The organism is Polaromonas aquatica, from assembly GCF_042659145.1.
Lineage (GTDB): Bacteria > Pseudomonadota > Gammaproteobacteria > Burkholderiales > Burkholderiaceae_C > Polaromonas > Polaromonas aquatica.
Genome location: NZ_JBHSRS010000018.1, coordinates 698,591 through 725,026, shown reverse-complemented (window position 1 = coordinate 725,026; position 26,436 = coordinate 698,591). Strand labels below are relative to the sequence as shown.

23 protein-coding genes and 1 riboswitch are annotated in these 26,436 nt (G+C 62.0%); of the genes, 8 read left to right on the top strand and 15 right to left on the bottom strand.

What is annotated here, in order from left to right:
• Position 1: 1 nt before the first annotated feature.
• The gene (gene alr / locus ACFQND_RS11910; protein WP_371438461.1) at positions 2–1,096 is read right to left on the bottom strand and encodes an alanine racemase; all 1,095 of its coding nucleotides are present in this window, start codon (positions 1,094–1,096) and stop codon (positions 2–4) included.
• A 247-nt stretch (positions 1,097–1,343) separates the two neighbouring features.
• Between alr and lplT the strand changes: the two genes are divergently transcribed.
• The 3 genes from lplT to ACFQND_RS11895 all read left to right on the top strand — a co-directional run bounded on the left by lplT (position 1,344) and on the right by ACFQND_RS11895 (position 4,229).
• The gene (lplT, locus tag ACFQND_RS11905) at positions 1,344–2,624 is read left to right on the top strand and encodes a lysophospholipid transporter LplT (RefSeq protein WP_371438462.1); all 1,281 of its coding nucleotides are present in this window, start codon (positions 1,344–1,346) and stop codon (positions 2,622–2,624) included.
• A 158-nt stretch (positions 2,625–2,782) separates the two neighbouring features.
• Positions 2,783–3,649 (top strand): EamA family transporter, encoded by an 867-nt coding sequence (locus ACFQND_RS11900; protein ID WP_371438463.1) that lies wholly within the window; start codon positions 2,783–2,785, stop codon positions 3,647–3,649.
• An 88-nt stretch (positions 3,650–3,737) separates the two neighbouring features.
• Positions 3,738–4,229 (top strand): glutathione peroxidase, encoded by a 492-nt coding sequence (locus ACFQND_RS11895; protein WP_371438464.1) that lies wholly within the window; start codon positions 3,738–3,740, stop codon positions 4,227–4,229.
• A 75-nt stretch (positions 4,230–4,304) separates the two neighbouring features.
• Here the strand turns inward: ACFQND_RS11895 and ACFQND_RS11890 are convergent, their stop codons facing one another.
• The 10 genes from ACFQND_RS11890 to ACFQND_RS11845 form a co-directional block, all read right to left on the bottom strand.
• Complete coding sequence (locus ACFQND_RS11890; RefSeq protein ID WP_371438465.1) at positions 4,305–4,985, bottom strand: helix-turn-helix transcriptional regulator; 681 nt, start codon at positions 4,983–4,985, stop codon at positions 4,305–4,307.
• A 31-nt stretch (positions 4,986–5,016) separates the two neighbouring features.
• Positions 5,017–5,478: an EVE domain-containing protein gene (locus ACFQND_RS11885; protein WP_371438466.1), complete on the bottom strand. Its 462-nt coding sequence runs from the start codon at positions 5,476–5,478 to the stop codon at positions 5,017–5,019.
• Positions 5,479–5,488: 10 nt separating this feature from the next.
• Positions 5,489–5,866: a VOC family protein gene (locus ACFQND_RS11880; RefSeq protein ID WP_371438467.1), complete on the bottom strand. Its 378-nt coding sequence runs from the start codon at positions 5,864–5,866 to the stop codon at positions 5,489–5,491.
• Positions 5,867–5,939: 73 nt separating this feature from the next.
• On the bottom strand, positions 5,940–7,160 hold the full coding sequence (gene glcF / locus ACFQND_RS11875; protein ID WP_371438468.1) for a glycolate oxidase subunit GlcF: 1,221 nt from the start codon (positions 7,158–7,160) through the stop codon (positions 5,940–5,942).
• Positions 7,161–7,165: 5 nt separating this feature from the next.
• Positions 7,166–7,936, bottom strand: coding sequence for a YoaK family protein (locus ACFQND_RS11870; protein WP_371438469.1), 771 nt, complete (start codon positions 7,934–7,936; stop codon positions 7,166–7,168).
• A gap of 2 nt (positions 7,937–7,938) precedes the next feature.
• Entirely contained in the window at positions 7,939–9,048 is a 1,110-nt protein-coding gene (gene glcE / locus ACFQND_RS11865) for a glycolate oxidase subunit GlcE (protein WP_371438470.1), read from the bottom strand.
• Between the two features lie 124 nt (positions 9,049–9,172).
• On the bottom strand, positions 9,173–10,102 hold the full coding sequence (locus tag ACFQND_RS11860; protein WP_371438471.1) for an SMP-30/gluconolactonase/LRE family protein: 930 nt from the start codon (positions 10,100–10,102) through the stop codon (positions 9,173–9,175).
• A 182-nt stretch (positions 10,103–10,284) separates the two neighbouring features.
• A complete protein-coding gene (locus ACFQND_RS11855) occupies positions 10,285–11,727 on the bottom strand; it encodes an ammonium transporter (protein WP_371438472.1) in 1,443 nt (480 codons plus the stop codon).
• Positions 11,728–11,767: 40 nt separating this feature from the next.
• On the bottom strand, positions 11,768–12,106 hold the full coding sequence (gene glnK, locus ACFQND_RS11850) for a P-II family nitrogen regulator (protein ID WP_007873831.1): 339 nt from the start codon (positions 12,104–12,106) through the stop codon (positions 11,768–11,770).
• A gap of 64 nt (positions 12,107–12,170) precedes the next feature.
• A complete protein-coding gene (locus ACFQND_RS11845) occupies positions 12,171–12,980 on the bottom strand; it encodes a TorF family putative porin (RefSeq protein ID WP_371438473.1) in 810 nt (269 codons plus the stop codon).
• A gap of 208 nt (positions 12,981–13,188) precedes the next feature.
• Between ACFQND_RS11845 and ACFQND_RS11840 the strand changes: the two genes are divergently transcribed.
• Positions 13,189–14,733 carry a YifB family Mg chelatase-like AAA ATPase gene (locus ACFQND_RS11840; RefSeq protein WP_371438474.1) on the top strand — a complete coding sequence of 515 codons (1,545 nt, stop codon included), beginning with the start codon at positions 13,189–13,191 and terminating at the stop codon, positions 14,731–14,733.
• A 21-nt stretch (positions 14,734–14,754) separates the two neighbouring features.
• On the opposite strand, the gene ACFQND_RS11835 is transcribed toward ACFQND_RS11840, so the two are convergent.
• The 3 genes from ACFQND_RS11835 to metH all read right to left on the bottom strand — a co-directional run bounded on the left by ACFQND_RS11835 (position 14,755) and on the right by metH (position 20,135).
• Positions 14,755–16,080 (bottom strand): HdeD family acid-resistance protein, encoded by a 1,326-nt coding sequence (locus ACFQND_RS11835; protein WP_371438475.1) that lies wholly within the window; start codon positions 16,078–16,080, stop codon positions 14,755–14,757.
• 166 nt (positions 16,081–16,246) lie between these two features.
• Positions 16,247–17,050, bottom strand: coding sequence for an outer membrane lipoprotein (locus tag ACFQND_RS11830; RefSeq protein WP_371438476.1), 804 nt, complete (start codon positions 17,048–17,050; stop codon positions 16,247–16,249).
• Positions 17,051–17,312: 262 nt separating this feature from the next.
• Positions 17,313–20,135, bottom strand: a complete 2,823-nt coding sequence (gene metH, locus ACFQND_RS11825) for a methionine synthase (RefSeq protein WP_371438477.1) — start codon at positions 20,133–20,135, stop codon at positions 17,313–17,315.
• Between the two features lie 14 nt (positions 20,136–20,149).
• Positions 20,150–20,246: riboswitch (S-adenosyl-L-homocysteine riboswitch) on the bottom strand.
• Positions 20,247–20,320: 74 nt separating this feature from the next.
• On the opposite strand from metH, the gene ACFQND_RS11820 reads away from it, so the two are divergent.
• Complete coding sequence (locus ACFQND_RS11820) at positions 20,321–20,929, top strand: cyclic nucleotide-binding domain-containing protein (RefSeq protein WP_371438478.1); 609 nt, start codon at positions 20,321–20,323, stop codon at positions 20,927–20,929.
• 105 nt (positions 20,930–21,034) lie between these two features.
• Here ACFQND_RS11820 and ACFQND_RS11815 read toward each other — a convergent pair whose 3' ends face one another.
• Entirely contained in the window at positions 21,035–22,081 is a 1,047-nt protein-coding gene (locus ACFQND_RS11815) for a homocysteine S-methyltransferase family protein (RefSeq protein ID WP_371438479.1), read from the bottom strand.
• Between the two features lie 70 nt (positions 22,082–22,151).
• Here ACFQND_RS11815 and ACFQND_RS11810 point away from each other — a divergent pair, with 70 nt between their 5' ends.
• From ACFQND_RS11810 to ACFQND_RS11800, 3 genes are all read left to right on the top strand, one after another.
• Positions 22,152–22,544, top strand: a complete 393-nt coding sequence (locus ACFQND_RS11810; RefSeq protein ID WP_371438480.1) for a rhodanese-like domain-containing protein — start codon at positions 22,152–22,154, stop codon at positions 22,542–22,544.
• Positions 22,456–24,462 carry a DNA helicase RecQ gene (recQ, locus tag ACFQND_RS11805; protein ID WP_371438481.1) on the top strand — a complete coding sequence of 669 codons (2,007 nt, stop codon included), beginning with the start codon at positions 22,456–22,458 and terminating at the stop codon, positions 24,460–24,462. The genes ACFQND_RS11810 and recQ overlap by 89 nt, the downstream gene beginning before the upstream one ends.
• A gap of 178 nt (positions 24,463–24,640) precedes the next feature.
• Positions 24,641–26,362, top strand: a complete 1,722-nt coding sequence (locus ACFQND_RS11800; protein ID WP_371438482.1) for a sensor domain-containing diguanylate cyclase — start codon at positions 24,641–24,643, stop codon at positions 26,360–26,362.
• The last annotated feature ends 74 nt before the right edge of the window (positions 26,363–26,436 follow it).

Here is a 26,436-nt window from a genome sequence, read left to right as displayed (position 1 = left end):
CTCATTCCACCACCACAGGCACACGCTGCGCCAGCGCGCACATCAGTTCATACCCCACTGTGCCTGCAGCCTGCGCAATTTCATCAATTGGGAGCACAGATTCTTTTGGTGACTGACCCCACAGCGTCACCTCACTGCCCATGCCCGCATCCGGCACCGGCGTCAGGTCCACGGTCAGCATGTCCATGCTGACACGACCCACCATGCGCGTGCGCACACCGTTCACAAGCACAGGCGTCCCGGTTGTGCAGTGGCGCGGGTAGCCGTCTGCATAACCGCAGGCCACCACCCCGATGCGCAACGGCCCTTGGGCCGTAAAGCTGGAACCATACCCCACAGTGTCACCGGCCACCAGGTTTTGCACGCCTATGATCCTGGACGCCAGGGTCATGGTCGGCTGCAAACCCCATTCGGCGGCGCTGTGTTCAGGAAAATCGGGGGCGCTACCGTACACCGCTATGCCGGGCCGTATCCAGTCGGAGCGCTCGGCAAGCAGGTCGCCATGGCGCAACGCACCCGCACTGTTGCTGAGCGTACGCTCGCCCGGCAGGTCATGCGTGACGCTGTCGAAGGCCTTGAGTTGCGCGGCAATGCCCTTGGGTCCATCGGCGTCGGAGAAATGCGTCATCAGTGAAATCTCTTCAACCTGCGGCAGGGCATTCAGCCGGGTCCAGGCGGCGCGATAGCGTTCGGGCGTAAAGCCCAGGCGGTTCATGCCGGAGTTCATCTTGAGAAACACGCGGTGCGGCAGCTGTGTCTTGTGCGCGGCCAGCATGTCTATCTGTTCATTGCAGTGCACGGCATGCCACAAACCCAGGCGCGAGCACAGTTCCAGGTCGCGCGCATCAAAACAGCCCTCAAGCAGAAGAGTCGGGCCGCGCCAGTCCAGCGCGCGCAGGCGCTGCGCCTCCGCCAGGTCCAGCAGCGCAAAACCATCGGCACTGCGCAGCCCATCGAAAACACGCTCGATGCCGTGGCCGTAGGCATTGGCCTTGACGATGGCCCAGACCCGGGCGTCAGGCGCCGCGGCACGGACACGTGTGAGGTTATGGACAAGCGCAGCGGTATGGATGGTGGCAAGTATGGGGCGGGGCATGGCAGGTAAACGCAGGGTCGCGCGTTGGGTATTTTGGCGTGAACGTCAGGGGTCGTTGACGGAAACGGGGATCAGGGTAAGCCCGGCAGCAGGTTTACAAACCGGCTCCTACAAGCTTTACAAAACTGCTCTATGCATTCTGACACCAGCCCCCATGCTATAAACCAGCATCGTCAGGAGACATTCACCGTTATTTTGTGGCATCAGTTCCGCTGATGCCCTCTCATGAAGTGATCGATACAGTTTAATGAAGCGCGGTTTTTACACCATCATGGCAGCCCAGTTTTTCAGCTCGCTGGCTGACAACGCGCTGTTTGTAGCCGCCGTGGAGTTGCTCAAAATCAGCGGCGCGCCGAAATGGCAGCCCGCTGCATTGGTGCCGATGTTTGCGCTGTTTTATGTGGTGCTGGCTCCGTTTGTGGGCGCATTCGCGGACGCGCAACCCAAGGGCAAGGTCATGTTCATCAGCAACGCCATCAAGGTGGTGGGCTGCCTGATGATGCTGTTCGGCACCCACCCGCTGATGGCCTACGCCATTGTCGGCCTGGGCGCCGCGGCCTATTCGCCCGCCAAATACGGCATCCTGACTGAATTGCTGCCGGCCTCGCAACTGGTCAAGGCCAACGGCTGGATTGAAGGCCTGACGATTTCATCCATCATCCTGGGCGTGCTGCTGGGCGGCCAGTTGGTAGGCCATTCGGTATCGACGCTGCTACTGTCGTTTGACTTCCCCATCATCACCACCGGTATAGACACTGCTCCGGAGGCCGCGATTGCAGTGCTGATCCTGCTGTACGTCGTCGCCGCCTGGTTTAACCTGCGCATCCCAAGCACCGGCGTCGAGATGCGGCCCATGCCGCGCAACAAGCTGGAGTTGCTGCCCGACTTCTGGAACTGCAACGCCGCCCTGTGGCGCGACAAACTGGGCCAGATTTCACTGTCCACCACGACACTATTCTGGGGCGTGTCGGGCAATTTGCGCTACATCGTGCTGGCCTGGAGCGCCGCCGCGCTGGGCTACAGCACCACACAGGCGTCATCGCTGGTGGGTGTGGTTGCTATCGGCACGGCAGTGGGTGCGATTCTGGCGTCCATGCGCATGCGGCTGGACCAGGCCCCCCTGGTGATGCCGCTGGGCATCGCCATGGGCTTGCTGGTAATCCTGATGAACTTCATCACCAACGTCTGGGTGGCGGCGCCTTTCCTGATTTTGCTGGGCGGCCTGGGCGGCTTCCTGGTGGTGCCCATGAATGCCTTGCTGCAACACCGGGGCCATAACCTGATGGGTGCAGGCCGTTCGATTGCGGTACAGAACTTCAATGAGCAGGCCTGCATCTTGAGCCTGGGCGCCTTCTACAGCCTGTCCACCGGCCTGGGCCTGTCGGCCTTTGGCGCCATTACAGCTTTTGGCGTGGTGGTAGCAGGCTTTATGTGGCTGATCCAGCGCTGGCACAAAAGCAACTGCATCAAACACAAGGAACAGGTGGATCACCTGCTCAACATCGCCCGCAGCGATAACACCCACTGATGCAGGAAGACAAAGGCGGCAGGCAATTTTCCGCCGGGCCGCAGCAGGGCAGCGCAATGCCTGAAACCAGAAGCCCCGAAACCAACCAATTTTCCGCCGGGCCGCCCCAAGGAAAATTAGCCCCCTCGGGGGGCAGCGCATTACACGAAGTGAAAAGCGTGGGGGCGTTGCTTCCCGCATGCGCACTGGTGTTCAATGCCTTTGTCTGGGGCGTTTCCTGGTGGCCGCTGCGGCAACTGCAAGGCCACGGCCTGCACCCCCTGTGGGCTACCGCACTGGTGTATGTGATCGTGTTTAGCGGGCTGCTGCTGGTGTACTTCAAGAGCTGGCGCGGTTTTGTCGCGCACCCGCAGCTATGGCTGCTGGCCCTGGCTGCGGGCCTGACCAATGTGGGGTTCAACTGGGCCGTGACGGTGGGCGATGTGGTGCGGGTCGTGCTGCTGTTTTACCTGATGCCGGCATGGTCGGTGCTGGTGGCCTGGGTCATGCTGGGCGAAAAACCATCGGCCGCATCCCTGCTGCGGCTGGCGCTGGCCATGGCGGGCGTTCTGATCGTGCTCAAGACGCCCGACTCACCATGGCCGGTTCCGCAAAGCGGCGCCGACTGGCTGGCCCTGATGGGCGGTTTTTGTTTTGCAGTGACAAATGCCTTTTTACGCAAATTCAGCCACGCACCCAGCGGCTCACGCATGCTAGCCATGTTTGGCGGCGCCGGGGTGCTTGCCACGGTAGTCGCACTGGTTGGCATGTCGCAACAGGTGGTACCCGCCCCGGCCCTTCAGGCTGCGGGCATCCCGGTTCTACTGGGACTCAGCCTGGCACTCATGATCAGCAATGCTGCACTGCAATATGGTGCCGCACGGCTTGCTGTCAGCACAACCGCGCTTGTGATGCTGACCGAGATCCTGTTTGCCAGCCTGTCGGCGGCGGCGTTTGGCGCAGCCGAATTCACGCCGCGCATTTTGCTGGGCGGCAGCCTGATTGTGGCCGCGGCCGTGCTGGCGGCAATGGCGCCAGCGAAATAGGGCCCTCACGCTCGCTCTCTGCGCGTAACCCCTTGCCCCGCGTTTTTCGCTTCGCGTTACAGTGGCTGTTCACATCAGGAGCAGACTTATGAGCACCCCTAGCGTTTACGACTTTGAAGCCCGCCAGATCAACGGCAAGGACATCCCGCTGTCGGAGTTCAAGGGCAAGGTCATGCTGATCGTCAACACGGCCAGCAAGTGCGGGTTCACGCCGCAGTTCGGTGGGCTTGAAGAACTGCACAAGAGTTACGCGGACAAGGGCCTGGCAGTACTGGGCTTTCCGTGCAACCAGTTCGGCTCGCAGGACCCGGGCGCCGATGGCGAAATTGCGGAGTTCTGTCAGGTGAACTACGGCGTGAGTTTCCCGATGATGGGCAAGATTGACGTCAACGGCCCTGCGGCGCACCCGCTGTACAAATGGCTGAGTGCGGAGGCTCCCGGATTGCTGGGCAGCAAATCCATCAAGTGGAACTTCACCAAATTCCTGGTCGGCAAGGACGGCCAGGTGATCCGGCGTTATGCGCCGACCGACAAGCCAGCAGACCTGGCCAAGGATATCGAAGCGGCGTTAGCCGTCTGATATCTTAAAAAAGGGCTGTAGCCTCCGTTTTATGTGCGCAGACAGCTACCAAATCAATAGCAAAAAAGAAAAATTTCAACGCGTTTTGACAGTGCGCAGAAAGTCTGCCAGCGTGCGGCCGGCCTCGTGCCCGAAACGCTCATCCAGCGTTTTCAGCGATGCGATGCGGTCCATACGGAAGGCGCGAAAGTCCTGCCGGCTTTCACACCAGGCAGCCAGCGTCCACACCGTCCCCCAATAAAAGCAGCCCAGCGGCCACAACACGCGCCGGCTCTTTTTGCCTGCGACGTCGCGGTAATCGACATGCACCTTGCGGCGCGACTGCACGGCCTCGCGCAGCAACTGCAGGGTCTTCTGAGTGCCAGTGTCGAACACCATCGCGGGTGCATAAATCGGCAGGCTTTCCGCAGCGGCCCGGGTGGCCGCCGGCAGCACCGGGAAGATTTTTCCCAGCGCCGCCTCTGCACCCGCCGCCATGGACGGGTCCAGCCAGGCTTGCGCCAGCCGCACCGACGCCACCAGCGCGCCGGCTTCCTCCTGCGTGAACATCAGCGGCGGCAAGTCAAAGCCCACGCCCAGCCGGTAACCGACGCCCGCCTCGCCTTCTATGGGCACACCCTGATGCTGCAGGTCGGCGATGTCGCGGTAAATGGTGCGCTCCGACACCTCCAGCCGCTGCGCCAGAAAGTGGGCCGTGGTGAGGCGGCGGCCACGGATCAGCTGCACAAGTTGAAAGAGGCGATCGGCGCGGCGCATGGTCCGGACTTTAGCGCAGCAACAAAAGCACTCAGACAGCCTGGATGTGCAAACCCAGTTGCACCAGATCGGCCTGCATGGCGCGAGCGATCAGCCGCATGTCATGGTCGTTGACCTCAAACAGGCCGAAGCGGAATTTATAGCCCCAGCGCTGGCGGTCTTCCACAAACTCAAACTGGTCGAGCAAGGGCAGGATGGACGCCTCCTGCGCGGCGACATACGCCACATCGCGGCGGTACGGCACAAAGCCGTTGCCCATGTCGAATGCATAAGGCACCCCGGGCTGCACGATCCCGACAGAGACAAAACGCTGAAAATGATCGTTCGCGCCGAAGACGACCGTGGGCGAGTAGTACACCACCCGGTCACCCGCTGCAATACGCTTGAGTGGCGCAAGCTTGCCATGGCCGACCTGCATATACCCAATGGAAGCCGCACACCCGCGCCGGGCGTGTTCGGCGCTGGCCACGGCTATCCAGTTCCTGCGGCGCATGCCAGCAGCCTCAAGTCAGCGCGTGCAGGCCGACGCGGTTGCCATCCAGGTCGGTGATGTGGGCAAAAAAGCCCATGCCCGGCGGCAGGGCCTGGCGCGGCAGTGCAATTTTGCCGCCAGCCTTTGTCACGCGTACCAGGGCAGCATCCAGCGAGGGTGAAGCGTCCAGGTAAACCAGCGTGCCGCCAGTGCCAGGCGCGGGTGCGGCCGGGCCGCATATGAGGGCACCGCCAATGCCGTCCTTTTCAGCGTCATAAGGAAACACGGCTCCTTCGGAGGTCGCCATGTCTTCGCGGCGCATTTTGCAGTTGAGGACCACCTCGTAAAAAGCCTGGGCCTGGTCAAGTTTTTTGCTGGGTATTTCAAACCAGCTGATGACGTTTTTCATGAAAGCTCCTGATGCGTTGAGGAAGCCTCGATGATGCGAAGGGGCTACTGACAGCGTGTTGTCAGTAGCCTTGTCAGGTCATGGCGTCATCAAGCAACTCAACCCAATGCCGAACAGGCGTCTTGGTGCCGCTTTGCAGGTGGGTGATACAGCCGATATTGGCGGAGGCGATCACCTCGGGCTTCATCTCAGCCAGGTTTTCAAGCTTGCGGTCGCGTAACTGGTACGCGATCCCCGGGTTGAGCACGGAATAAGTCCCCGCCGAGCCGCAGCACAGATGTGATTCGCAACTGGCGACCCTGATCTGGAAGCCAAGCGCGCCCAGGTGCTCTTCAACACCGCCGCGCAGCTGCTGGCCATGTTGCAGCGTGCAGGGCGGATGGAAGGCGATCTGGCCGGCCCTGGCAGCGACGCGCGCCCGCAGGGGCTCGACCAGCCCGGGCAGCAGCTCGCTCAGGTCGCGCGTCAGTGCGCTGATACGCGCGGCTTTTTCAGCGTACTGCGCATCGTCCTTGAGGATGTGGCCGTAGTCCTTGACCGTGACACCACAGCCCGAAGCGTTCATCACAATGGCCTCCACACCCGCTTCGACAAACGGCCACCAGGCATCGATGTTGTTGCGCATCTCTGCTTTGCCGCCATCATGGTCATTCAGGTGAAACTTGACGGCGCCGCAGCAACCCGCCTTGGGCGCCACCACGGTTTCAATACCCGCCGCATCCAGCACACGGGCCGTGGCCGCGTTGATGTTGGGCATCATGGCCGGTTGCACGCAGCCTTCAAGCAGCAGGACCTTGCGGGCGTGGCTACGCCCGGGCCAGCTACCGGCGGACTGCTTCGCGGGCACCTTGTTTTTAAGCGTCGCAGGCAACAGGCCGCGCACCGCCTGGCCCAGCTTCATGGCGGGCGCAAACAGCGGCGACGGCAGGCCCTCCTTGAGCGCCCATCGCACTGCCGTCTCGCCCAGGGGACGCGGCACACGCTCATCCACCAGCTTGCGCCCTATGTCCACCAGATGGCCATACTGCACGCCGCTGGGACATGTGCTTTCGCAGTTGCGGCAGGTCAGGCAACGGTCCAGGTGCATCTGGGTTTTGCGGGTAGGCGCCTCGCCCTCCAGCACCTGCTTGATCAGGTAAATGCGGCCGCGCGGCCCGTCAAGCTCATCGCCCAGCAACTGGTAAGTTGGGCATGTCGCCGTGCAAAAACCGCAGTGCACACACTTGCGCAAAATCGCCTCCGCCTCAAGGCCGTCGGCGGTGTTCCTGAATTCAGTCGAAAGATTGGTCTGCATGATGTTCAGGAAGGCAAACGGGCGGCCCTGGCCTTGCGCCTCAGGGTGCGTCGCCAGTCCGAAAAAAGAGGTGGCACAGACAAGGCCAGCAGTCCAATGGCCAGAGGAACCACCCAGATAAAACCGATGTACTTGAAACCCACCGCACCCACCAGGCCGCCCGTGACAAACATGCCCAGCAAGGTGGCAAACAGGCGAAGCTTGATGCGATTGGCCCGCACCCGCGATTCCGGCGGGCGTTCCGTGCGGTTCCAGTAAAACAGTTTGCCCAGCTCGATGCCCAGGTCTGTGATGACCCCTGTCATGTGCGTGGTGCGGATCTGTGATGAGGAAATTTTACTGACCAGCGCGTTTTGCAGGCCCATGGTGAAAGCCAGCACCAGCACGGTCAGCGGAACGGCAAACGGTGTCTGGTGGCCTAGGGTGGCGCCCATCAAGCCAAAGACCAGCAGCAATATGGCCTCGACCAGCAAAGGCAGCGCGTATTCGCTGCGCAGCCAGTTGTGGCGCGACCAGTTCACCAGCACCGCCGTCACGGCGGCCCCGGCCGTGAACGCCAGCAGGGCACCGGCCGCGCCCAGCACCAGCTTCATGTTGCCGAGCACCAGGTTGTCGGCCAGCATGGATGCAAAACCGGTCATGTGCGAGGTGTACATGCTGACCAGCAAAAACCCGCCCGCATTGATGGCGCCGGCATTAAACGCCAGCATGCCGCCCAGCAGCCGGTTGGTCGAGGCCGTCCGGTGCTGTCCTGTGATGTGACGCAAGCGGCGCATGCTTACCAGTCGGCCGACATTCGGCCACGGTTGAAAATACCAGCAGGGTCAAATTCACGCTTGAGTTCGCGGTGAATCCGGTCCAGGGGCGATTTTAAAGCATCAAATCGGGCCATGGCCGCCGTCCCGACTGCGCCACCAGCTATAAAAAGAGTAGCATGCCCGCCGGCATGCGCAGCCACATCGCGCAACTGCTGCCCCTGCCCGGCATCCGCACGCACCCAGCGCTGGCCGCCATGCCACTCCACCAGCGGCGATTCAGGCAAGTCAAGCACAGGAGCGGTTTGCGGCACCGAAAGGCGCCACAAATCCTGTGTGTTGCTGCGTTGCCGGAACCACGGCAACTGCTGGTCGCGGCAGGCGAGCCAGTCGGCTGCGGCTTGGGGTCCGTCCTGCCTCTCGCCACCCAGGGTTTTGCAGGCAGCTTCGACCGCCGCTTGCGCGCCACGCAGCCGCAGGCAAAGCGTGCCCACACCGGCATCTTCCACCCAATAGCTCGCGTTGAGTGGCAATGGCCGGCCGCCCCAGGCATTGAGCCAGTCCAGCGCCTGCGCCTGGCTGCATTCAAAACTCAGCTTGGCCTCCATCGGAGCCATCGGCAGCACCTTGAGGCTGACCTCGGTGATCAGGCCCAGCGTGCCCATGGCGCCCACCATCAGGCGAGACACGTCATAACCCGCGACGTTCTTCATGACCTGGCCGCCAAAGGTCAGCAATTCACCACGGCCGTTGATGAGCTTCAGGCCCAGCACGTAGTCGCGCACAGCGCCAGCAGAAGCGCGCGCAGGACCGCTCAGGCCGCTGGCAACCATGCCGCCTACGGTCGCTACGCCTGCAAAATGCGGCGGCTCAAAAGGCAGGCATTGACCCTGTGCCGCCAGCAACGCCTCGAGTTCGGCCAGCCGCGTACCCGCGCCCACAGTGACCACCAGCTCGCTCGGCTCGTAACTGGACACACCGGCAAGCGCTGCGGTGTCAAGCAGTTCACCCTGCAGAGACTGCCCATAAAAATCCTTGCTGCTGCCGCCGCGAATGCGCAGCGGTGCGCCCCCGGCTGCAGCGATACGCACCCGCTCCGCCAGGGCGCCTGTGACATCAATATCTGCAAACATGGTGACGATGGTAAGCGGCTACGGGATCTGCCGTTTTGATTTTTTTGAACGTGGCCTGTTCAGATTTTTGCAGCGGGAAGCTTTTGCTGCGACAAAAGGGCCACCGGGCCGGTCTCTCATCGACTTAATCGATGAAAAAATTCACAGGCAGCCCCGGCACATCCATTTGCATGGAGAACACACAGCCCGAGCCGGGGAAAACCTGCAACTCGTGCTCAGGGCGGTTCTGGCGCGCGCTTGTGAGGTACAGCGTCTGCAAATCACTGCCCCCAAAGCACGGCATGGTGGGGCATTGGGCCGGCACGGCGATATCGGCCAGCAGTTCACCCTTCGGCGAAAGCTTTACAAGCCGCGCGCCTTCAAACATGGCAACGTAATAGTTGCCCTGGACATCTACAGCAGCGCCGTCGGGCCGGCCGCCGTAACCGGACATGCCCGACTGCCAGTCCGGTGGTTTGCCCGGCCACTGCCTGAAAACACGCTCATTGCGCATGGCGTTGCTTTCACAGTCCCAGTCCCAGGCGCGAACGGTGTGGCTGGGCGTGTCGGCCCAGTACACCGTCTTTTCATCGGGCGACCACGCCAGCCCGTTGGCGACCGTGGCATCGCCGGCCTTCAATTCCAGCAGGGGCTCTTCGCCATTGCGGCGATCGAGTGAAAAAAGTCTGGCCTGGCTGGCATCGCGTGGCTCATATATGGTGCCTGCCCAGAATCGGCCGCAGGGGTCAGCCTTGCCGTCATTAAACCGGGTGGTGGCTTTGTCATGATCCGCCGCCACCATGCACTGCAGCGTCCCGCCCCACTCGTGTGCGCGATAAATGCCATCACGCAGCGCAATCACCAGGCCCGTACCCTCGCCTGCCGCGTTGCGCGCAGGCGCGATGCAGCCGGGCTCGGAGGGCATGGACCAGCTCTGCACGCTGCCCATGAAAACATTCAGGCGATGGATCTGCCGGCCGGGAATGTCCACCCAGTAAAGCATTTGCTCATCGGGGTGCCAGAACGGCGATTCGCCCAGCGCGCTGGGTTGTTCTACAACGGTTTGCCAGGTCATCGGGGCTTTCCTTGGGCTCAGGTCTGTCAGACGCCAAGGTTAGCATTGCACCACGCACCGGGAATACAGGCAAAAAAAAGCCCACCAGCTTGCGCCGGCGGGCTGAACATCCAAAGGAGACTCTCTTTCGCTAACAGTGCACACTGGAAACCATAAGCCTCCAGGGTGCCCTTGTCAATTCATCAACGGTTGTAAGCGGTTTCACCATGCGAGGTGATGTCCAGGCCTTCGCGTTCTTCTTCTTCGCTCACGCGCAGACCAAGGGTCAGGTCGGCAATTTTGAAGGCGATGAAGGCAACCACACCGGACCAGACCACGGTGAGCAACACGCTCTTGACCTGGATCCAGACCTGCGCGCCCATGGCAAAGGTATCGGGCGTGGCGCCACCGGTTCCGCCCAGGCTTTGCGATGCAAACACACCCGTCAGGATGGCACCCAGGATGCCGCCTACACCGTGCACACCGAACACGTCGAACGCGTCATCGGCACCCAGCATCTTCTTCAGGCCATTCACACCCCACAGGCAGACCAGGCCGGCCAGCAGGCCCAGGACGATGGAGCCCATGGGCCCGACAAAGCCCGCAGCAGGCGTGACGGCAACCAGGCCGGCCACGGCACCGGAAGCGGCACCCAGCATGGAGGCCTTGCCTTTGTGCAGGCCCTCACCGGCGATCCAGGACAGGGTGGCAGCAGCCGTAGCGAGCACCGTGTTGATGAAGGCCAGGCCAGCCGTGCCGTTGGCAGCGCCAGCGGAACCGGCATTGAAGCCGAACCAGCCGACCCACAGCAGCGAGGCGCCAACCATCGTGAGGGTCAGGGAGTGCGGCGTGAACGCTTCCTTGCCGTAACCGAGGCGCTTGCCAACCATATAAGCACCCACCAGGCCAGCGACACCGGCGTTGATGTGAACCACGGTACCGCCGGCAAAGTCCAGCGCGCCGTCCTTGCCCAGCAAACCGCCACCCCAGACGATGTGGGCAATCGGCACGTAGCTGAAGGTGAACCAGAGGACCGCGAACAGCAGCACGGCAGAAAACCTGGCGCGCTCGGCAAAGGCACCGACGATCAGCGCCACGGTAATGGCGGCAAACGTGCCCTGGAATGCAACAAAGACATATTCAGGAATGGTGGTCAGCGCACCGAAGGTTTCGATCGTGACACCTTTGAGGAATATCTTGTCCAGGCCGCCAAAATAATTGCCGTCACCGGAGAAGGCCAGGCTGTATCCATAGAAGGCCCACAGGATGCTGATCAACGAGAAGATCACAAAAACCTGCACTAGCACGGAGAGCATGTTTTTGGAGCGGCCGAGACCGCCGTAAAACAGCGCAAGGCCGGGGATGGTCATCAGGATCACCAGCAATGTGGAGGTGAGCATCCAGGCCGTGTCGCCGGAGTCCAGCTTGGGGGCCGGCGCTGCAGCAGGTGCGGCAGGCGCCGGTGCAGCAGCGGCAGCAGGAGCCGCAGCCATGGCAGCTGGTGCTGCGTCGGATGCCGCTGCCTCGGCAGGTTTGGCCTCAACGGCGGAAGCGGCCGGCGCTGCCGCTGGCGCCTGGGCCAGCACGGCCGCGCCGGTGGCCAGCAGGCTGAACCCCAAAGCAAGGGAAACAAGTAGTTTTTTCATGTCAGTGTTCTCTTTTTTAGGCTTGTAAAAGGGCAGTTCCTTACAGCGCTTCCTTGCCGGTCTCACCGGTACGGATGCGCACTACTTGCTCCAGGTTGTAGACAAACACCTTGCCGTCGCCAATCTTGCCGGTGCGCGCGGCGCCTTCCACAGCTTCGATGACACGGTCGACCAGATCGTCGGACACGGCGGCTTCAATCTTGACCTTGGGCAGGAAATCAACCACGTACTCTGCGCCGCGGTAAAGCTCGGTGTGCCCTTTCTGGCGGCCAAAGCCCTTGACTTCCGTGACCGTGATACCTTGAACGCCAATACCGGAGAGTGCTTCACGCACCTCATCCAGCTTGAACGGTTTGATGATGGCTGTAACGAGTTTCATGTTCAGGTTTCCTACAGAGTGATCGACCGGAGCAGCAACACGACGTACCGCTGCTCCCGCCACATTACAGGGTTTTTGTCAGGGTGAAAATCAGGGTGCTCTTATTCAGCGACTTCGTGCTGCCGCCAGCGGTGTAGTTGAACGCCGCGTTATTGGCGTTGGTTCCGCCCTGCACATAACCACCCAGCGCAAGGCCGTTGCCGAGGTCATAGGAAGCGCCAAGGCTGTAATCGGTGTAATTTGGCACACCGCCAGCCTTGACCGCGCTTGTGAAGTAAGTCTGGCCAATCGCGGCCTTGAGGGTCCAGTTGGGCGCCACTTCCTTGGCAAAAGCGACATTCAGGTATTGCGTGCCGCGGCCGTCATTGGTGGCGTAACCGGTTCCGAAGTAGCCTTTGGACACCGTATTGGAGTACTTGGCCGAGAACGGTCCGTAGCTGGTACCGACATAAACCTCGGTGGTGTTTGCCTTGGTGGCATTCGGGTAGTAGTACTGCAGCGCGCCGACATCAAAACCCCAGTCGCCGACCGACCACTTGTAGCCGCCGTAGAAGTCCATCTCCAGCCGGGCGCGTTTGCCGGTGGTGTTGGCCACGTCAGGATCGGTGAAGCCCACGGTCGAGTTCCAGTTGCCGAGGTAAAACCCGCTGGCAAATGCGTAGTCGACGCCGCCCTGCAGCGCCGGCTTGAAGGCCGATGTACGCGAGGTGTCCTGGTCCTGGCCGCGGTACTTGTAATTGGTGGTCAGGCCGATGTTGAACGACAGGGGGGATGCCTCGGCTGCCGGGGCAGCGGGTGCAGCGGTTTGTGCGAACGCGGCGCCAGACAGGGCCAAGGTTGTTGCAAGTGCGATCTGGACGGGGACAAGTTTCATGAGGTGCTCCGCAAGGTTGTAAAAGTTAGCAAGACTATTCAAGCGAGTACCGTCTAGCATGTACCGTGCCAAGGCTAATTACCACAGGAAGGCCGGTCCACCAGTTCACCCGCAGGCACGTTACACCTGTAGCCTTAAAAACCATACCGCACCAAGTTGGCGCATCCATTGCGCACAACCTTGAAGCATTCAGAACGGGAGCCCCTTGATGAGCTTGTCTTTAGTGCATAGTCGTGCCCTGCTTGGCATGGAGGCACGGCCTGTATGCGTGGAGGTGCATCTGGCCAATGGATTGCCCAGTTTCACGCTGGTCGGGTTGGCTGAGACCGAAGTCAAGGAAGCCCGTGAGCGGGTGCGTTCAGCCATCCAGAACACCGGTCTGGAGTTTCCGGCGAATAAGCGGATAACTGTCAATCTGGCACCCGCAGACCTGCCCAAGGATTCCGGCCGCTTCGACCTGCCCATCGCGCTGGGCATACTGGCGGCCAGCGGTCAGATCGACTCCCAAAAGATGCAGGGCTATGAGTTTGCCGGGGAGTTGTCGCTGGGCGGCGACTTGCGACCCGTTCGCGGCGCGCTGGCCATGAGCCTGGCGATCAACGGCAACGCCAGCGACGTCAACGGCCCGCCACCCAGGCTGGTCCTGCCAGAAAGCAGCGCCCAGGAAGCCGGCCTGGTGCCCGGGGCCGAGATTTACAAGGCGCACCATTTGCTGGATGTTGTCAGGCAATTCCTGCCCGGCGACCTGATCCCCGAGGTGCTGGACGGCTGGAGCCGGGTACAGCCCGGCGAGCCGCAGCTGCACGCGCCCTATGCAGACATGGCCGACGTCAAGGGCCAGGCGGCGGCCAGGCGCGCGCTGGAGATTGCTGCGGCGGGCGGCCACAGCATCCTGATGATGGGTGCTCCCGGGTCGGGAAAGTCCATGCTGGCGCAGCGCTTTGCAGGTTTGCTGCCCGCCATGACCACCGAGGAAGCGCTGGAAAGCGCGGCCGTCGCCTCACTTGGTGGACGCTTTTCACTGGCCAGCTGGGCGCTCAGGCCAACCTGTGCGCCACACCACACAGCCAGCGCCGTGGCACTGGTAGGCGGCGGCTCACCACCGCGCCCGGGTGAAATATCACTGGCCCACCGGGGCGTCCTGTTCCTCGATGAACTCCCCGAGTTTCCAAGGGCCGCGCTTGAAGCACTCAGGGAGCCGCTGGAGTCCGGCCACATCACCATCTCGCGCGCCGCCCAGCGCGCGGAGTTCCCGGCCCGCTTCCAGCTGGTCGCCGCCATGAACCCCTGCCCTTGCGGATATCTCGGCTCCCACCTGCGGGCGTGCCGCTGCTCGCCCGACCAGGTATCGCGCTACCAGGGCAAGCTCAGCGGGCCCTTGCTGGACCGGATTGACCTGCATGTGGAGGTTGGCAGCCTGGCTGCCGACGAACTGGTCAACACGGCACCGGGCGAGAGCACCGGGGCCATCCGGGTCCGTGTGGTCAAGGCACGTGAACACGCCATTAAGCGCCAGGGCGGCACCAACCAGGCGCTGGACGGCCAGGCGATTGACGAGCAGTGCAGGCTGGACGATGCAGCCGCGAAATTCCTCAACACGGCTGCAGCCCGCCTGGGCTGGTCAGGCCGGAGCATTCACCGCTGCCTGAAAGTGGCACGCACGATTGCCGACCTGGCCGATGCGCCTGCCGTGCAGGTCTCGCATCTGGCAGAAGCCGTCCAATACCGCCGGGCGCTCAAGGCCGCGCACTGACCCCCTACCAGCGGCCTTTCTTCACAGGTCCTTTTTGGGGGCGCGCCGCCGCCACGCCTTCCACCACCGCGACAGGTTCAGCTTGAGGTCGCGCTGCGGGTGGGTGATGCGCCGGATCGCGCTGACGTAGTCAAGCGCCAGGCCCGGGGTCCACGCGATGGACTCCGCACGTACCCGCACACTTCCCGCCAGCCACATGTCTGGATGCACAGCCAGCCGCAACAAGGTACGCCAGAACGGTTTGTCGGCAAAAACCCCCTCCACCGCAGCGTCAATGGCCTCTGTCACGGCCACAGAACAGTTGCGGTGCGTCAGGTTATAGGTGTCGTTGCGCTGGTAGGCTTGCCAGAACGCCTCCAGGTGATCCGGGTTGAACACACGAAAACGGATACGGAAAGTCGATGGACGCGTGGCCTCTGCCTCCTGCGCATAGGATGGCAACCACATGCCGGGGTGGTCATTGCTGCTGGTGGCCCGGACCTGATGGACCACGTTTTTCTGTGTGATGGACAGGCGTATGCGCGGATGGTGGCTGATATACAGGCCGGGACCGCACTCGAGGGCCACATGGCCGGTCGAAACACTGCCCTTGCGCGAGAGGGAAAAGATATACCGCTCAATCAGCGGGAGCCGGACGCGCTCATCGTTCACCACGTCCAAAGCGGTCCAGACATGAACCACCATGGGCTCCGCACCCTGTTTTTCTGACACCGGGGCCGGGGCAGCATGCGGGACATCCGGCGAAGCCTCCCGTTTCCTTTGGTAGAGTTCAATGGCCGCGAGCCTTGAGCCGGCCGGCAGCCGCCGCAGGCGCCAGGCCCCCCGCACCAGCACAAAACCTCCGGCCATCAAGGCCATGCCCACACAAAACGAGACGTTCATCTCGGCAGGAAGTGGCCAATTGGTGGCCAGCAAGAGTGCCATCAGCAGATAGCCCCAGCCGATCAGGTGGGATGTACGCCAGCCCGGATGGCGGATGAGCAGGCTGGAAACAATCCGGACCAGGCCGTTAAAAATAAAGGCAGAAGCAAAAAGAAAACTGGTGGTCAGCGCGTTGTCCCACGGGAAATCCAGCAGCAGGCTGGCAAAAACCACCATGGCCGTGCCACGCAGCATCTCGAACCGGCGGCGGGCCCGCGTGTGGGTGGCACCCACAGCGATTTCCACCAGGCCCTGCAACAGCAGCAAGGTGCCCAGCACCCCGGTGGCGATATCCGCAACGCCATCGACCAGGTCGATCAGGACAATCGCAGCCATCGCCATGGCCAACACGCCTGCCACCAGGAAAACTTTCCAGCGCCTGATGAGCGCGTCACCGCCAAAGAGGATAAGTGCCAGCCTGAACATGCTTGCGCGTTGCAGTCAGTACGCAGTAAGCGCCAGCAGACGCTGCCTCTGCATGTGCAGAGGAACGGCCCGCGCCCCAGCCTCCAGCGCAGAGGTCGGCCCGCGCACGGAGGCAAACAACGGGACAGGTGATGTGTTGCCCACAGTCCTCGAAAACCGGCGCGGCTTAACCGCCCTGGTACACCGGTGCCGGCTGGACGACGTTGGGCGTTATGGGCTTGGGCGCGCCGTAGGTGGCGCCGTCGCTGGTGCGTATGGTTGAACCATCAATAGTGACGCGACTGCCCACGGCAGGTGGCTGGGCGACTTCCAGCGTACGGCGCGAGCCGTCTTCCATGTGCACACTCACCTGGTAGACGGTTTCCTTGCGCACGTTTTTCTCGATGGCATTGCCGGCAAAACCGCCGCCCACGGCGCCGATGATGGTGCCCAGCGTGCGGCCATTCCCCTGCCCGATCTGGTTGCCCAGCACCGCACCAAGCACCCCTCCAGCCACCGTGCCGACGCCCACGCCCGGTGGTTTGGTGGAACGTGTCACCGGCGTAACGGACTCCACCGAACCGCAAACGGCGCAAACCTGGGCGACAGGCGCCGGCGAGGGGTACGGCGAGGGCGCAGGTGTCACGCCCGAATAGCTGGGCGCGGTTGAAGGTTTCGGGGTCGGTTTGACCACCTTTTTGGCTGGCGCAGGCGCAGGTGCCGGCTTGGCAGGCGCTGCAACAGGTTTTTCAATCAGGTCATCTGCGGCAGTCGCCGATGCGGCCATCGCGGGCGCGGTTACGGCGGCCTGAGGCGCGGCAAGCGCCACCTGGGTTGCAGGGGGCGGCGCCGGAGTGCGCTGCTGGTAAATCATGGCGCCGCCCATGCCGAGCACGGCAACGCCCAGAATGCCGACGGCCGCCCACAAAGGTTTGTTGGCCGACGAGCCGGCCTGTTGACCGGGCTGTAAGTTATCGGTGGATGTGTTCATGGCAATTGCCCTCCAGGTTGAACCGGTTCGGATAGCTACGTGAAACCGAGACGAATACGTGTGCAGCTTTGGCAGGCTTGTCGCCTGCCCTCTGGCTGCCCCCTTGTGGCCTTTTTTGCAGTTTTACCACGCCGGGGACCACGCGCCTACCCTTCAACGTCCCCGGCTGCCAAAAGGTACACAAGGCACATGAATGAGCCATGTCTTTTTGTAAATGCCGCAGCCTGCCGGTGAAGCCACCGTAAAGCCGCGGGCCATACCTCTACAGATTGGGGGCCAGCAGTCGCTGCAGGTCCTCGGCGCGGGCACCGCGCCGCTGCGCGAGGTCCTGCAACTGGTCATCACCAATCCGGCCTACATTGAAGTAGGTGCTCTCGGGGTGGCTCAAATAAAAACCGCTGACGCTGGCCGCCGGGGTCATCGCCAGGCTTTCCGTCAGGGCCATGCCGATGTCTGCGGCACCCAGCAATTCAAACATGTCTTTTTTCACGCTGTGGTCCGGGCAGGCCGGGTAGCCGGGCGCGGGGCGTATGCCCTGGTATTTTTCGGCAATCAGGGCCTCGACCTCCAGTGACTCGGCCGGCGCATAGCCCCATAGGTCCTGGCGCACGCGCTGGTGCATGCTCTCGGCAAATGCCTCGGCCAGCCGGTCCGCCAGCGCCTTGAGCATGATGGACGAATAGTCGTCATGGTCGTCCTGGAAGTACTTTTCCTTCTTTTCTGCGCCCAAGCCCGCCGTGACGGCAAAAACACCGATGTAATCGGCTATTTTTGAACCATTCAGGCCTGCGGCCGCCGTGCTGTGCGCGCGAGCAGCTATCAATTCAGGAGCAAGATTTTTGGGCGCGACAAAGTCAGCCAGGCATCGGCTGGGGCGCATCACGCCTTCAACGGCGGTTTTCTCGCTTTGCTGGCGCAGGCCATACCAGGTCATGGCGACTTCGCTGCGCGACTCGTCGGTGTATATCTCGATGTCGTCGCCCACGCTGTTGGCCGGGTACAGCCCAATCACGCCGCTGGCCGTGAGCCAGCGCCCTTCGATCAGGCGGCGCAGCATGCGCTGCGCATCGGCGTAGACCCGCACGGCTTCCGTGCCGACAACCTCGTCTTTCAGAATCGCCGGGAAAGGCCCCGCCAGGTCCCAGGTCTGGAAGAACGGACCCCAGTCTATGAATTTCGCCAGTTCGGCCAGGTCAAAGTTCTTGAACACACGCCGGCCAATGAACTTGGGCACGGGCGGCGTGTAGTTCGCCCAGTCCATAGGCGTGGCATTGGCGCGTGCCTTGGCCAGCGGCCACATAGGTGTCTGCTTTTTATTGGCGTGCTGGCTGCGCACCTTGTCGTAATCGCTGTTGAGCTCGTCGATGTATTTGGTGGCCTGGTCTGACAGCAGGCTTTGCGCCACGCTCACACTGCGCGAGGCGTCGGGCACATACACCACCGGGCCTTCATAGTGCGGCGAGATCTTGACCGCCGTGTGCACCCGACTGGTGGTCGCGCCGCCTATCATCAGCGGAATTTTCTTGATGCGGAAATGGTCGTCCTTCTGCATCTCGGCCGCGACGTATTGCATCTCTTCCAGGCTGGGCGTGATCAGGCCGGACAGGCCCACGATGTCAGCGCCCTCGACCTTGGCGCGCGCCAATATTTCATGGCAGGGCACCATCACGCCCATGTTGACGACTTCGAAGTTGTTGCACTGCAGGACGACCGTCACGATGTTCTTGCCGATATCGTGCACATCGCCCTTGACGGTGGCAATGATGATCTTGCCCTTGGTCTTGACGTCGCCACCCGCAGCCTCAAGCAACAGCTTTTCGGCCTCAATATAGGGCAACAAATGCGCCACGGCCTGTTTCATCACGCGGGCGCTTTTCACCACCTGCGGCAAAAACATCTTGCCCTGGCCGAACAGGTCGCCGACCACGTTCATGCCGTCCATCAACGGGCCTTCAATCACATGCAGGGGCCGGCCGCCCTCGGCCAGGATGGCCTGGTACATCTCTTCGGTGTCCTCGGTGATGAACTCGTTCATGCCGTGGACCAGCGCGTGCGACAGGCGCTGGCGCACCGGCAGGGCTCGCCATTCGTTTTTCTTGCTGTCGTCTTTCGCACCGCTTTTTGCCGTCTCGGCGACCTCAATCAGGCGCTCGCTGGGCGTAAGTTCTTCCTCGCCATCCTTGTAAATAGGTTGGCGATTGAGCACCACGTCCTCGACACGCTCGCGCAAGGTCGGCTCAAGATCGTCGTAAACACCGACCATGCCGGCGTTGACGATGCCCATGTCCATGCCGGCCTTGATGGCGTGGTACAGGAACACCGTGTGAATCGCCTCACGCACCGGGTCGTTGCCGCGAAAGCTGAAGGACACATTGGAGACGCCGCCCGAGACCTTGGCACCGGGCAGGTTCTGCTTGATCCAGCGCGTGGCGTTGATGAAGTCGACCGCGTAGTTGTTGTGCTCTTCAATGCCGGTGGCAATGGCAAAAATGTTCGGATCGAAGATGATGTCTTCGGGCGGGAAGTCGAGCTCATCGACCAGCACGCGGTAAGCGCGTTCGCAGATTTCAATCTTGCGTTCATAAGTGTCGGCCTGGCCTTTTTCGTCAAAGGCCATGACCACGGCCGCCGCGCCATAACGCTTGAGCAGCTTGGCCTGCTCCTTGAAGGGCGCCAGCCCTTCCTTCATGGAGATCGAATTGACGATGCCCTTGCCCTGGATGCAGCGCAAACCGGCCTCGATCACGCTCCACTTGGAGCTGTCGATCATGATGGGCACACGCGAAATGTCCGGCTCGCTGGCGATCAGGTTGAGGAAGCGCACCATGGCCGCCTGGCTATCGAGCATGGCCTCGTCCATGTTGATGTCTATGATCTGCGCGCCGTTCTCGACCTGCTGGCGGGCCACGGCCAATGCGGCCTCAAAGTCACCGTTGAGGATCATGCGGGCAAAAACTTTTGAACCCGTGACATTGGTTCGCTCACCAATATTTACAAATAAGGTGCCCGCGCCAATGTTGACCGGCTCCAGGCCGGAGAGCTTCATGGGGGGCAGTACCACTGGGGGATTTCGAATTTCAGACACAACTCACCTTGCAACAAAGGTGAGCGTCGTTGCCGCAGAAGTTTCCGGGCAGAAACAACTGTAACCAAAGCCTGACGAAACGGTTGTTTCGCTGCAACGCTCCTTGGGTTACCATCATTTTAGTCGCTCGCGAAACCTTGCGCCACACCCGCGCCGCAGCAGGCAAAACTCCCGGAAAAAAATGTATGTTTGAAACCCTGTTTGGCAGGAATACGAGGGCGCAGGTCAGCGCACCCGAGCGTATGCGCCCCAAGGACCGTATGCGTGCCATTGAAGGCTCCAGCACCGCGGAACTGGCAGCCGAACTGCTGATAGCCCCGACCGCGCTGATGCAGCTCACCCCGAGTGAAGCACTCACGGTGGTCAGTTACATGATCCCGCGCAAAATTGCCATGGGCACCACCTTCATCGCCGAAGGCGACACGATGGATACCGGTTACATGGTGTTGCTGCTGGAAGGCGAGGTGACGATCGAAAGCATTGTCGTCAGCCGCCATGCGCCGGTGACGGTCAATGTGCTCGGCCCCGGCAGCCTGATCGGCGAAATGGGACTGGTGGACGGCCAGGCCCGCCTGGCCTCATGCACAGCGAGCACCGACGTGCGCTGCGCCATCCTGTCGCGCGAGGCCCTGGAACAGCTCAGCGCAGACAGCCCGAAAACAGCGGCCAAACTGATGTTCGCCGTCTCGCTGCGGGTGGCAGAGCGGCTGCGCGAAACTTCTGAAAAACTGAAGATGTACAGCCAGCTGGTACAGGCCATGCAGCAGGAAATTGATCATTTAATGCCGACCTGAGGCCCCCACGCTTTTCACTTCGTGTAATGCGCTGCCCCCCCGAGGGGGCGCTTCGCCTGCGGCCCGGCAAAGCCGGTTCCGCGGCTCTACTTGCGAAGACCCTATTCAGGCAGCTTCGCGGTAGAAAACGCCGGAACTCAATTCCCGCCTTGCCACCGGCGCCACCGCACTCGCAATCGCCTGGATGTGGTCCGGCGTGGTGCCGCAGCAACCTCCCACGATGTTGACCAGGCCTTCTGCGGCGAATTCGTGCAGCAGGCGCGAGGTCACATCGGGCGTTTCGTCAAAGCCGGTGTCGCTCATGGGGTTGGGCAGGCCGGCATTCGGGTAGCAGCTGATATAGGTGTCACCCGCCACCCGGGCCAGCTCCTGGATGTAGGGGCGCATCAGCGCCGCACCCAGCGCGCAGTTCAGGCCAACAGCCAGCGGCTGGGCGTGGCGAATGCTGTGCCAGAAAGCTGTCACAGTCTGGCCGCTCAAGATGCGGCCGGATGCATCGGTCACGGTGCCGCTGATGATGAGCGGCAGGCGTTCGCCGGAATTATCAAAATATTCGTCGATCGCAAACAGCGCGGCCTTGGCGTTCAGCGTGTCAAAAATGGTTTCCACCAGCAGCACGTCGGCACCGCCCTTGACCAGCGCCTCGGTCTGCTCGTAGTAAGCCTTGCGCAGCTCTTCAAAGCTGGTATTGCGCGCGCCGGGGTCGTTCACATCGGGGCTGATGCTGGCGGTTTTGGGGGTGGGGCCAAGGGCTCCGACCACAAAACGCGGTTTGTCCGGCGTGGAGAACTTGTCGCAGGCGGCGCGGGCAATGCGGGCTGATTCGACATTCATCTCGATGGCGAGGTCGGCCATGTCGTAGTCCGCCTGGGCGACGGTGGTCGCGCCGAAGGTGTTGGTTTCAATCATGTCGGCACCGGCGGACAGGTAACCCTCATGGATGTCCTGGATCACGTCGGGACGCGTCAGGCTGAGCAGCTCGTTGTTGCCCTTGACGTCCTTGTGGAAGTCCTTGAAGCGCTCGCCGCGGTACTGGGCTTCGTTGAGCTTGAAGCGCTGGATCATGGTGCCCATCGCGCCGTCAAGGATGGCGATGCGTTTTTCGAGGATGGCGGGCAGCTGCTGGCCGCGGGTGTAGGTGATGGGCTTCATGGCGGTCATTTTAGGCCGTCCGTTATTTACGCAATACTTTCCATGACAATATAGGGTTACGCCCCAAGACATGAAAAACCTACAACCCAAAGAAGCCTGGATCTGGCTGCAATCGCACCCCGACAGCCTGTTTGTCGATGTCCGCATGGAAATCGAGTCGCTCTACGTGGGCCGTCCACCCGGCGTGGTCAACGTGCCCTGGTACGAATACCCTGACCTGCAGCCCGATCCGCAAAAGTTTGCCGAGGCGGTCGAACGAGAAGGCACCGGCAAGGAGCAGCCGGTGTTGCTGATCTGCCGCTCCGGCAAGCGCACGCAGGATGCCGGCAAGGCCCTGGAAGCCGCCGGGTTTTCGGACGTACAGCACGTGGTTCATGGCTTTGAAGGCGAACTTGACGAGCATTTCCGGCGCTCGACGCAGTCCGGCTGGCGTTTTGACGGCCTGCCCTGGGAGCAGATGTAGGCCGCAGCCCTGCATCCAGCCTGCCCGTTTTACCCGCCCCTACGCCTTGTCATCCATCACACTTATTCCCACCCCGCTGGACATACTTGGCGAGGTCTTCGGTTACAGCGACTTTCGCGGGCCACAGCGGGCCATCGTTGACCATGTGATCGCCGGCGGCGATGCGCTGGTGCTGATGCCGACCGGCGGCGGCAAGTCGCTGTGTTACCAGATCCCGGCGATTGCGCGGCAGAACGCCGGCCACGGCGTGACCATCGTGATCTCGCCGCTGATTGCGCTGATGCACGACCAGGTCGGCGCGCTGCACGAGGCCGGTGTTTCCGCCGCTTTCCTGAATTCCACGCAGAGCTTTGAAGAAAGCAGCCAGCTTGAAAAGCAGATGCTGCGCGGCGAACTCACGCTGGTCTATGCCGCGCCGGAGCGCATCAACACGCCGCGCATGAAAGACCTGCTGCGCTCGCTCAACGAGCGCGGCAAGCTCAGCCTGTTTGCGATTGACGAGGCACATTGTGTGAGCCAGTGGGGCCACGACTTCCGGCCCGAATACCGCTCGCTCAGCCTGTTGCATGAAATGTTCCCGGACGTGCCGCGCATGGCACTGACTGCAACAGCCGACGCACTGACGCGGCAGGACATGGTGGAACGCCTCAAGCTGGAAGACGCACGGCAGTTTGTCAGCAGTTTTGACCGGCCCAATATCCGTTACACCATTGTCGAAAAAACCGATGCCACCAAACAGTTGCTGCGTTTCATAGAAAACGAGCACACAGGCGAGGCCGGCATCGTCTATTGCCAGTCGCGCAAGCGCGTCGAGGAAATCGCCGACATGCTGCAGGACGCCGGCCTCAAGGCCGCGGCCTACCACGCGGGGCTTGATTCGGCCGTGCGCCAGCAGCGGCAGGACCGCTTCCTGCGCGACGACGGCATGGTGATGGTGGCGACGATTGCCTTCGGCATGGGCATAGACAAACCCGACGTGCGTTTTGTCGCCCACCTGGACATGCCGAAAAACATTGAGGGCTACTACCAGGAAACCGGCCGCGCCGGGCGCGACGGCCTGGCCGCAAATGCCTGGATGGCCTACGGCCTGAACGACGTCGTGAACCAGCGCCGCATGATAGACACCAGCGACGCTGCCAGCGAGGAATTCAAGCAAGTGATGCGCGGCAAACTCGACGCGCTGCTCAGCCTGGCCGAAGACACACGCTGCCGCCGCGTCAGCCTGCTGCATTATTTTGGCGAAGACAGCCAGCCCTGCGGCAATTGCGACAACTGCCTGAATCCACCGGCAGTCTGGGATGCGACCGAGGCCGCGCGCAAGATGCTGAGCTGCATTTACCGCGTGCAGCAGGCCAGCGGCATCAGCTTCGGCGCGGGCCACATCATGGACATCCTGCGCGGCAAGCAGACCGAAAAGATGACGCAGTTTGCCCACGACAAACTTTCAACCTTCGGCATAGGCGCCGACCTGGCCGAAGCGCAATGGCGCGCCGTGCTGCGCCAGCTGATTGCAAAAAACATGGTGCGGGTGGATACCGAAGCCTTCAGCACACTGCAGCTGATGCCGGACGCACGGCGGGTTTTAAAAGGCGAGGCCAGCGTGGTGCTGCGCGAGCAGGCCTCGGCAGGCAAGGCCAGCCGGGCAAAAAAGAGCACCAAGACCTCCGTCAAGGGTTTGGCCGAAGCGGCGCTCAATGCCGGCGCGCTGGAAAGGCTGGCCAAACTCAAGGCCTGGCGCGCCGAGATCGCGCGTGAACACAACCTGCCGGCGTTTGTGATTTTTCATGACGCCACGTTGCGGGCGATTGCCGAACGTTCACCGCAAAGCCTTCCTGACCTGGAGGGTATTGCCGGCATCGGGAGCAAAAAGCTGGAAGCCTATGGCGCCGAAGTTCTGCGCATCTGCACCTCCGGCTGAGCACCCAATGGATTACGAATTTTGAAAAAACCGCCCATGCGGCTATCAATCCAGGAGCAAACCGCCTACCGCTCATCCCGGTAGCCCTGACGCCCGGCGCATGGACTGGCAAACAGGCCCCACCCTATTGCAAAATCGGGGGGTGCGCATTATTCAGCATATTGCTGGGAGGAGACATGTGGCGGCCCTGATACACCCGATGCTGGCTCTGCTTGCATTGCTGGCTGCCCTGCTGGTGCAGCCGGCGCGAGCCGAGGCGCCACCACTGGTGCTGGATGGCAACAACAGCCCGGCCTTGCTGGAACACTCGCTGGAAGTACTGCGCGACAGGACCGGCCAGCTCAGCATCGAGCAGATCGAACAACAGCCCGCAGCCGGGTTCACGCCGGTGATCCCCGGCAAGTCCTACACGATTGACAACGGCGCCTTGTGGCTGCGCTTTGATGCCAACATCAAAAGTGCGGCGCCGCACTGGCGGTTGACCATACCCATGCCCACGCTGGACGACGCGACCCTTTACTACCGCGACCAGGACGGCCTGTGGGTCAGGCAGCAGGCCGGTGACACCCGGACCATAAGCAGCCGGGCACAGGCCGGCCGCTACCCGGTGTTTGACCTGTCCCCGGAAACCGGGAAAACCGTACGTTACTACCTGCAGATACGGCATGTGCGTGTCCCCTACTCCATGCTTCCGCGCATTGTGAGCGACGCGCAATTCGTCGAAAGCCGGCAAAACGAGCACATGCTACTGGGCATTTATTTCGGCCTGGCCGCGCTGGCCGTCCTGCTGTCGCTTGGCAATGCACTGGCCTACCGCGACGCTGCCTTCGGTATTTTTGCGCTGTACGTCGCGATGTTCGCCAGCGCGCAGGCCACCTATACCGGCCTGGCCGGGCTGTACGTCTGGCCTGAGTGGCCTCAATTGAACAATGCCTTCGGCCTGCTGCTGCTGCTGCTGGCATCGGCCACGGGACTGTGGTTTGCACGCACGGTGATCGTGCCGCGACGCTATTCCCGCGCACTCGACGTGCTGATGCTGACGCTGATGCTGCTGCTGCCGCTGGCAGGCCTGCTGGACCTGGCCTTTTCCACACCGCTGAGCTTTTTATTGCTCCATCTGCTGATCAGCATGGGCATGGCCGCCCTGGTACTGGGTGTGGGCCTGGCGCTGTTCGAAGGCGACCGGGATACCCGCTGGGTGGCCCTGGGCTTCTCGCCGCTTTTGCTGGCCACGCTGCTGCCGCTGCTGCGCAACCTGGGCGTGGCCTCCTCCGGTTTCTGGACGGAGTATGGCCGGATCATTGCATCGGCGATTGAAGTGCCCATTCTGTTTTACGGGCTGCACAGGCGTGTGTCACAAAGCCGCAACATCAGCTCCCGCACCACGGCACTGCGCCATGCCGATCCGCTCACGGGCCTGCACACCTCCAGCGTGCTGCTGCGCAAGATGCGCCAGTCACTGGCCACGGCCGAACGTTACCAGTTGCCGTTTGCGCTGCTGATGGTGAACCTGGCCAACCTGGGCAGCCTGCAAAAACAGCACGGCCGCGAAACGGCGGACCGCGCCATGGTAATGGCCGCAGCCCGCATTCGCGGGGTCGCACAGGCCAGCGACACGGTAGCGCGGGTCGGCGACACCCAGTTTGCATTGATGATGGAAGGCCCTGTCAGCGTCGAAGCCGCCAACGATGTGGCGACCAAGCTCCTCGCCAGCGGCCTCAGGTCATCCAACCAACTGCCAGGCGCCGAGCCCCTGGTGTTCCATATTGCGGTGGGTCACATCGGCAAAGGTGCCGATGTCGCGGTAACCCAGGCCGAGGCCCGCCTTGCCCGCATGCTGCAGGCAGTCAGGACCATGGACGACGGTTCACGCAAGGCGATCCGGCAGGTGAAGTTCTGAAAATTCCGAAGAAAAGAGGCTGTAGCCCCCTGATTGCAAGCGCAACAAGCTACTGTTTTTATAGCGCTTTCTGG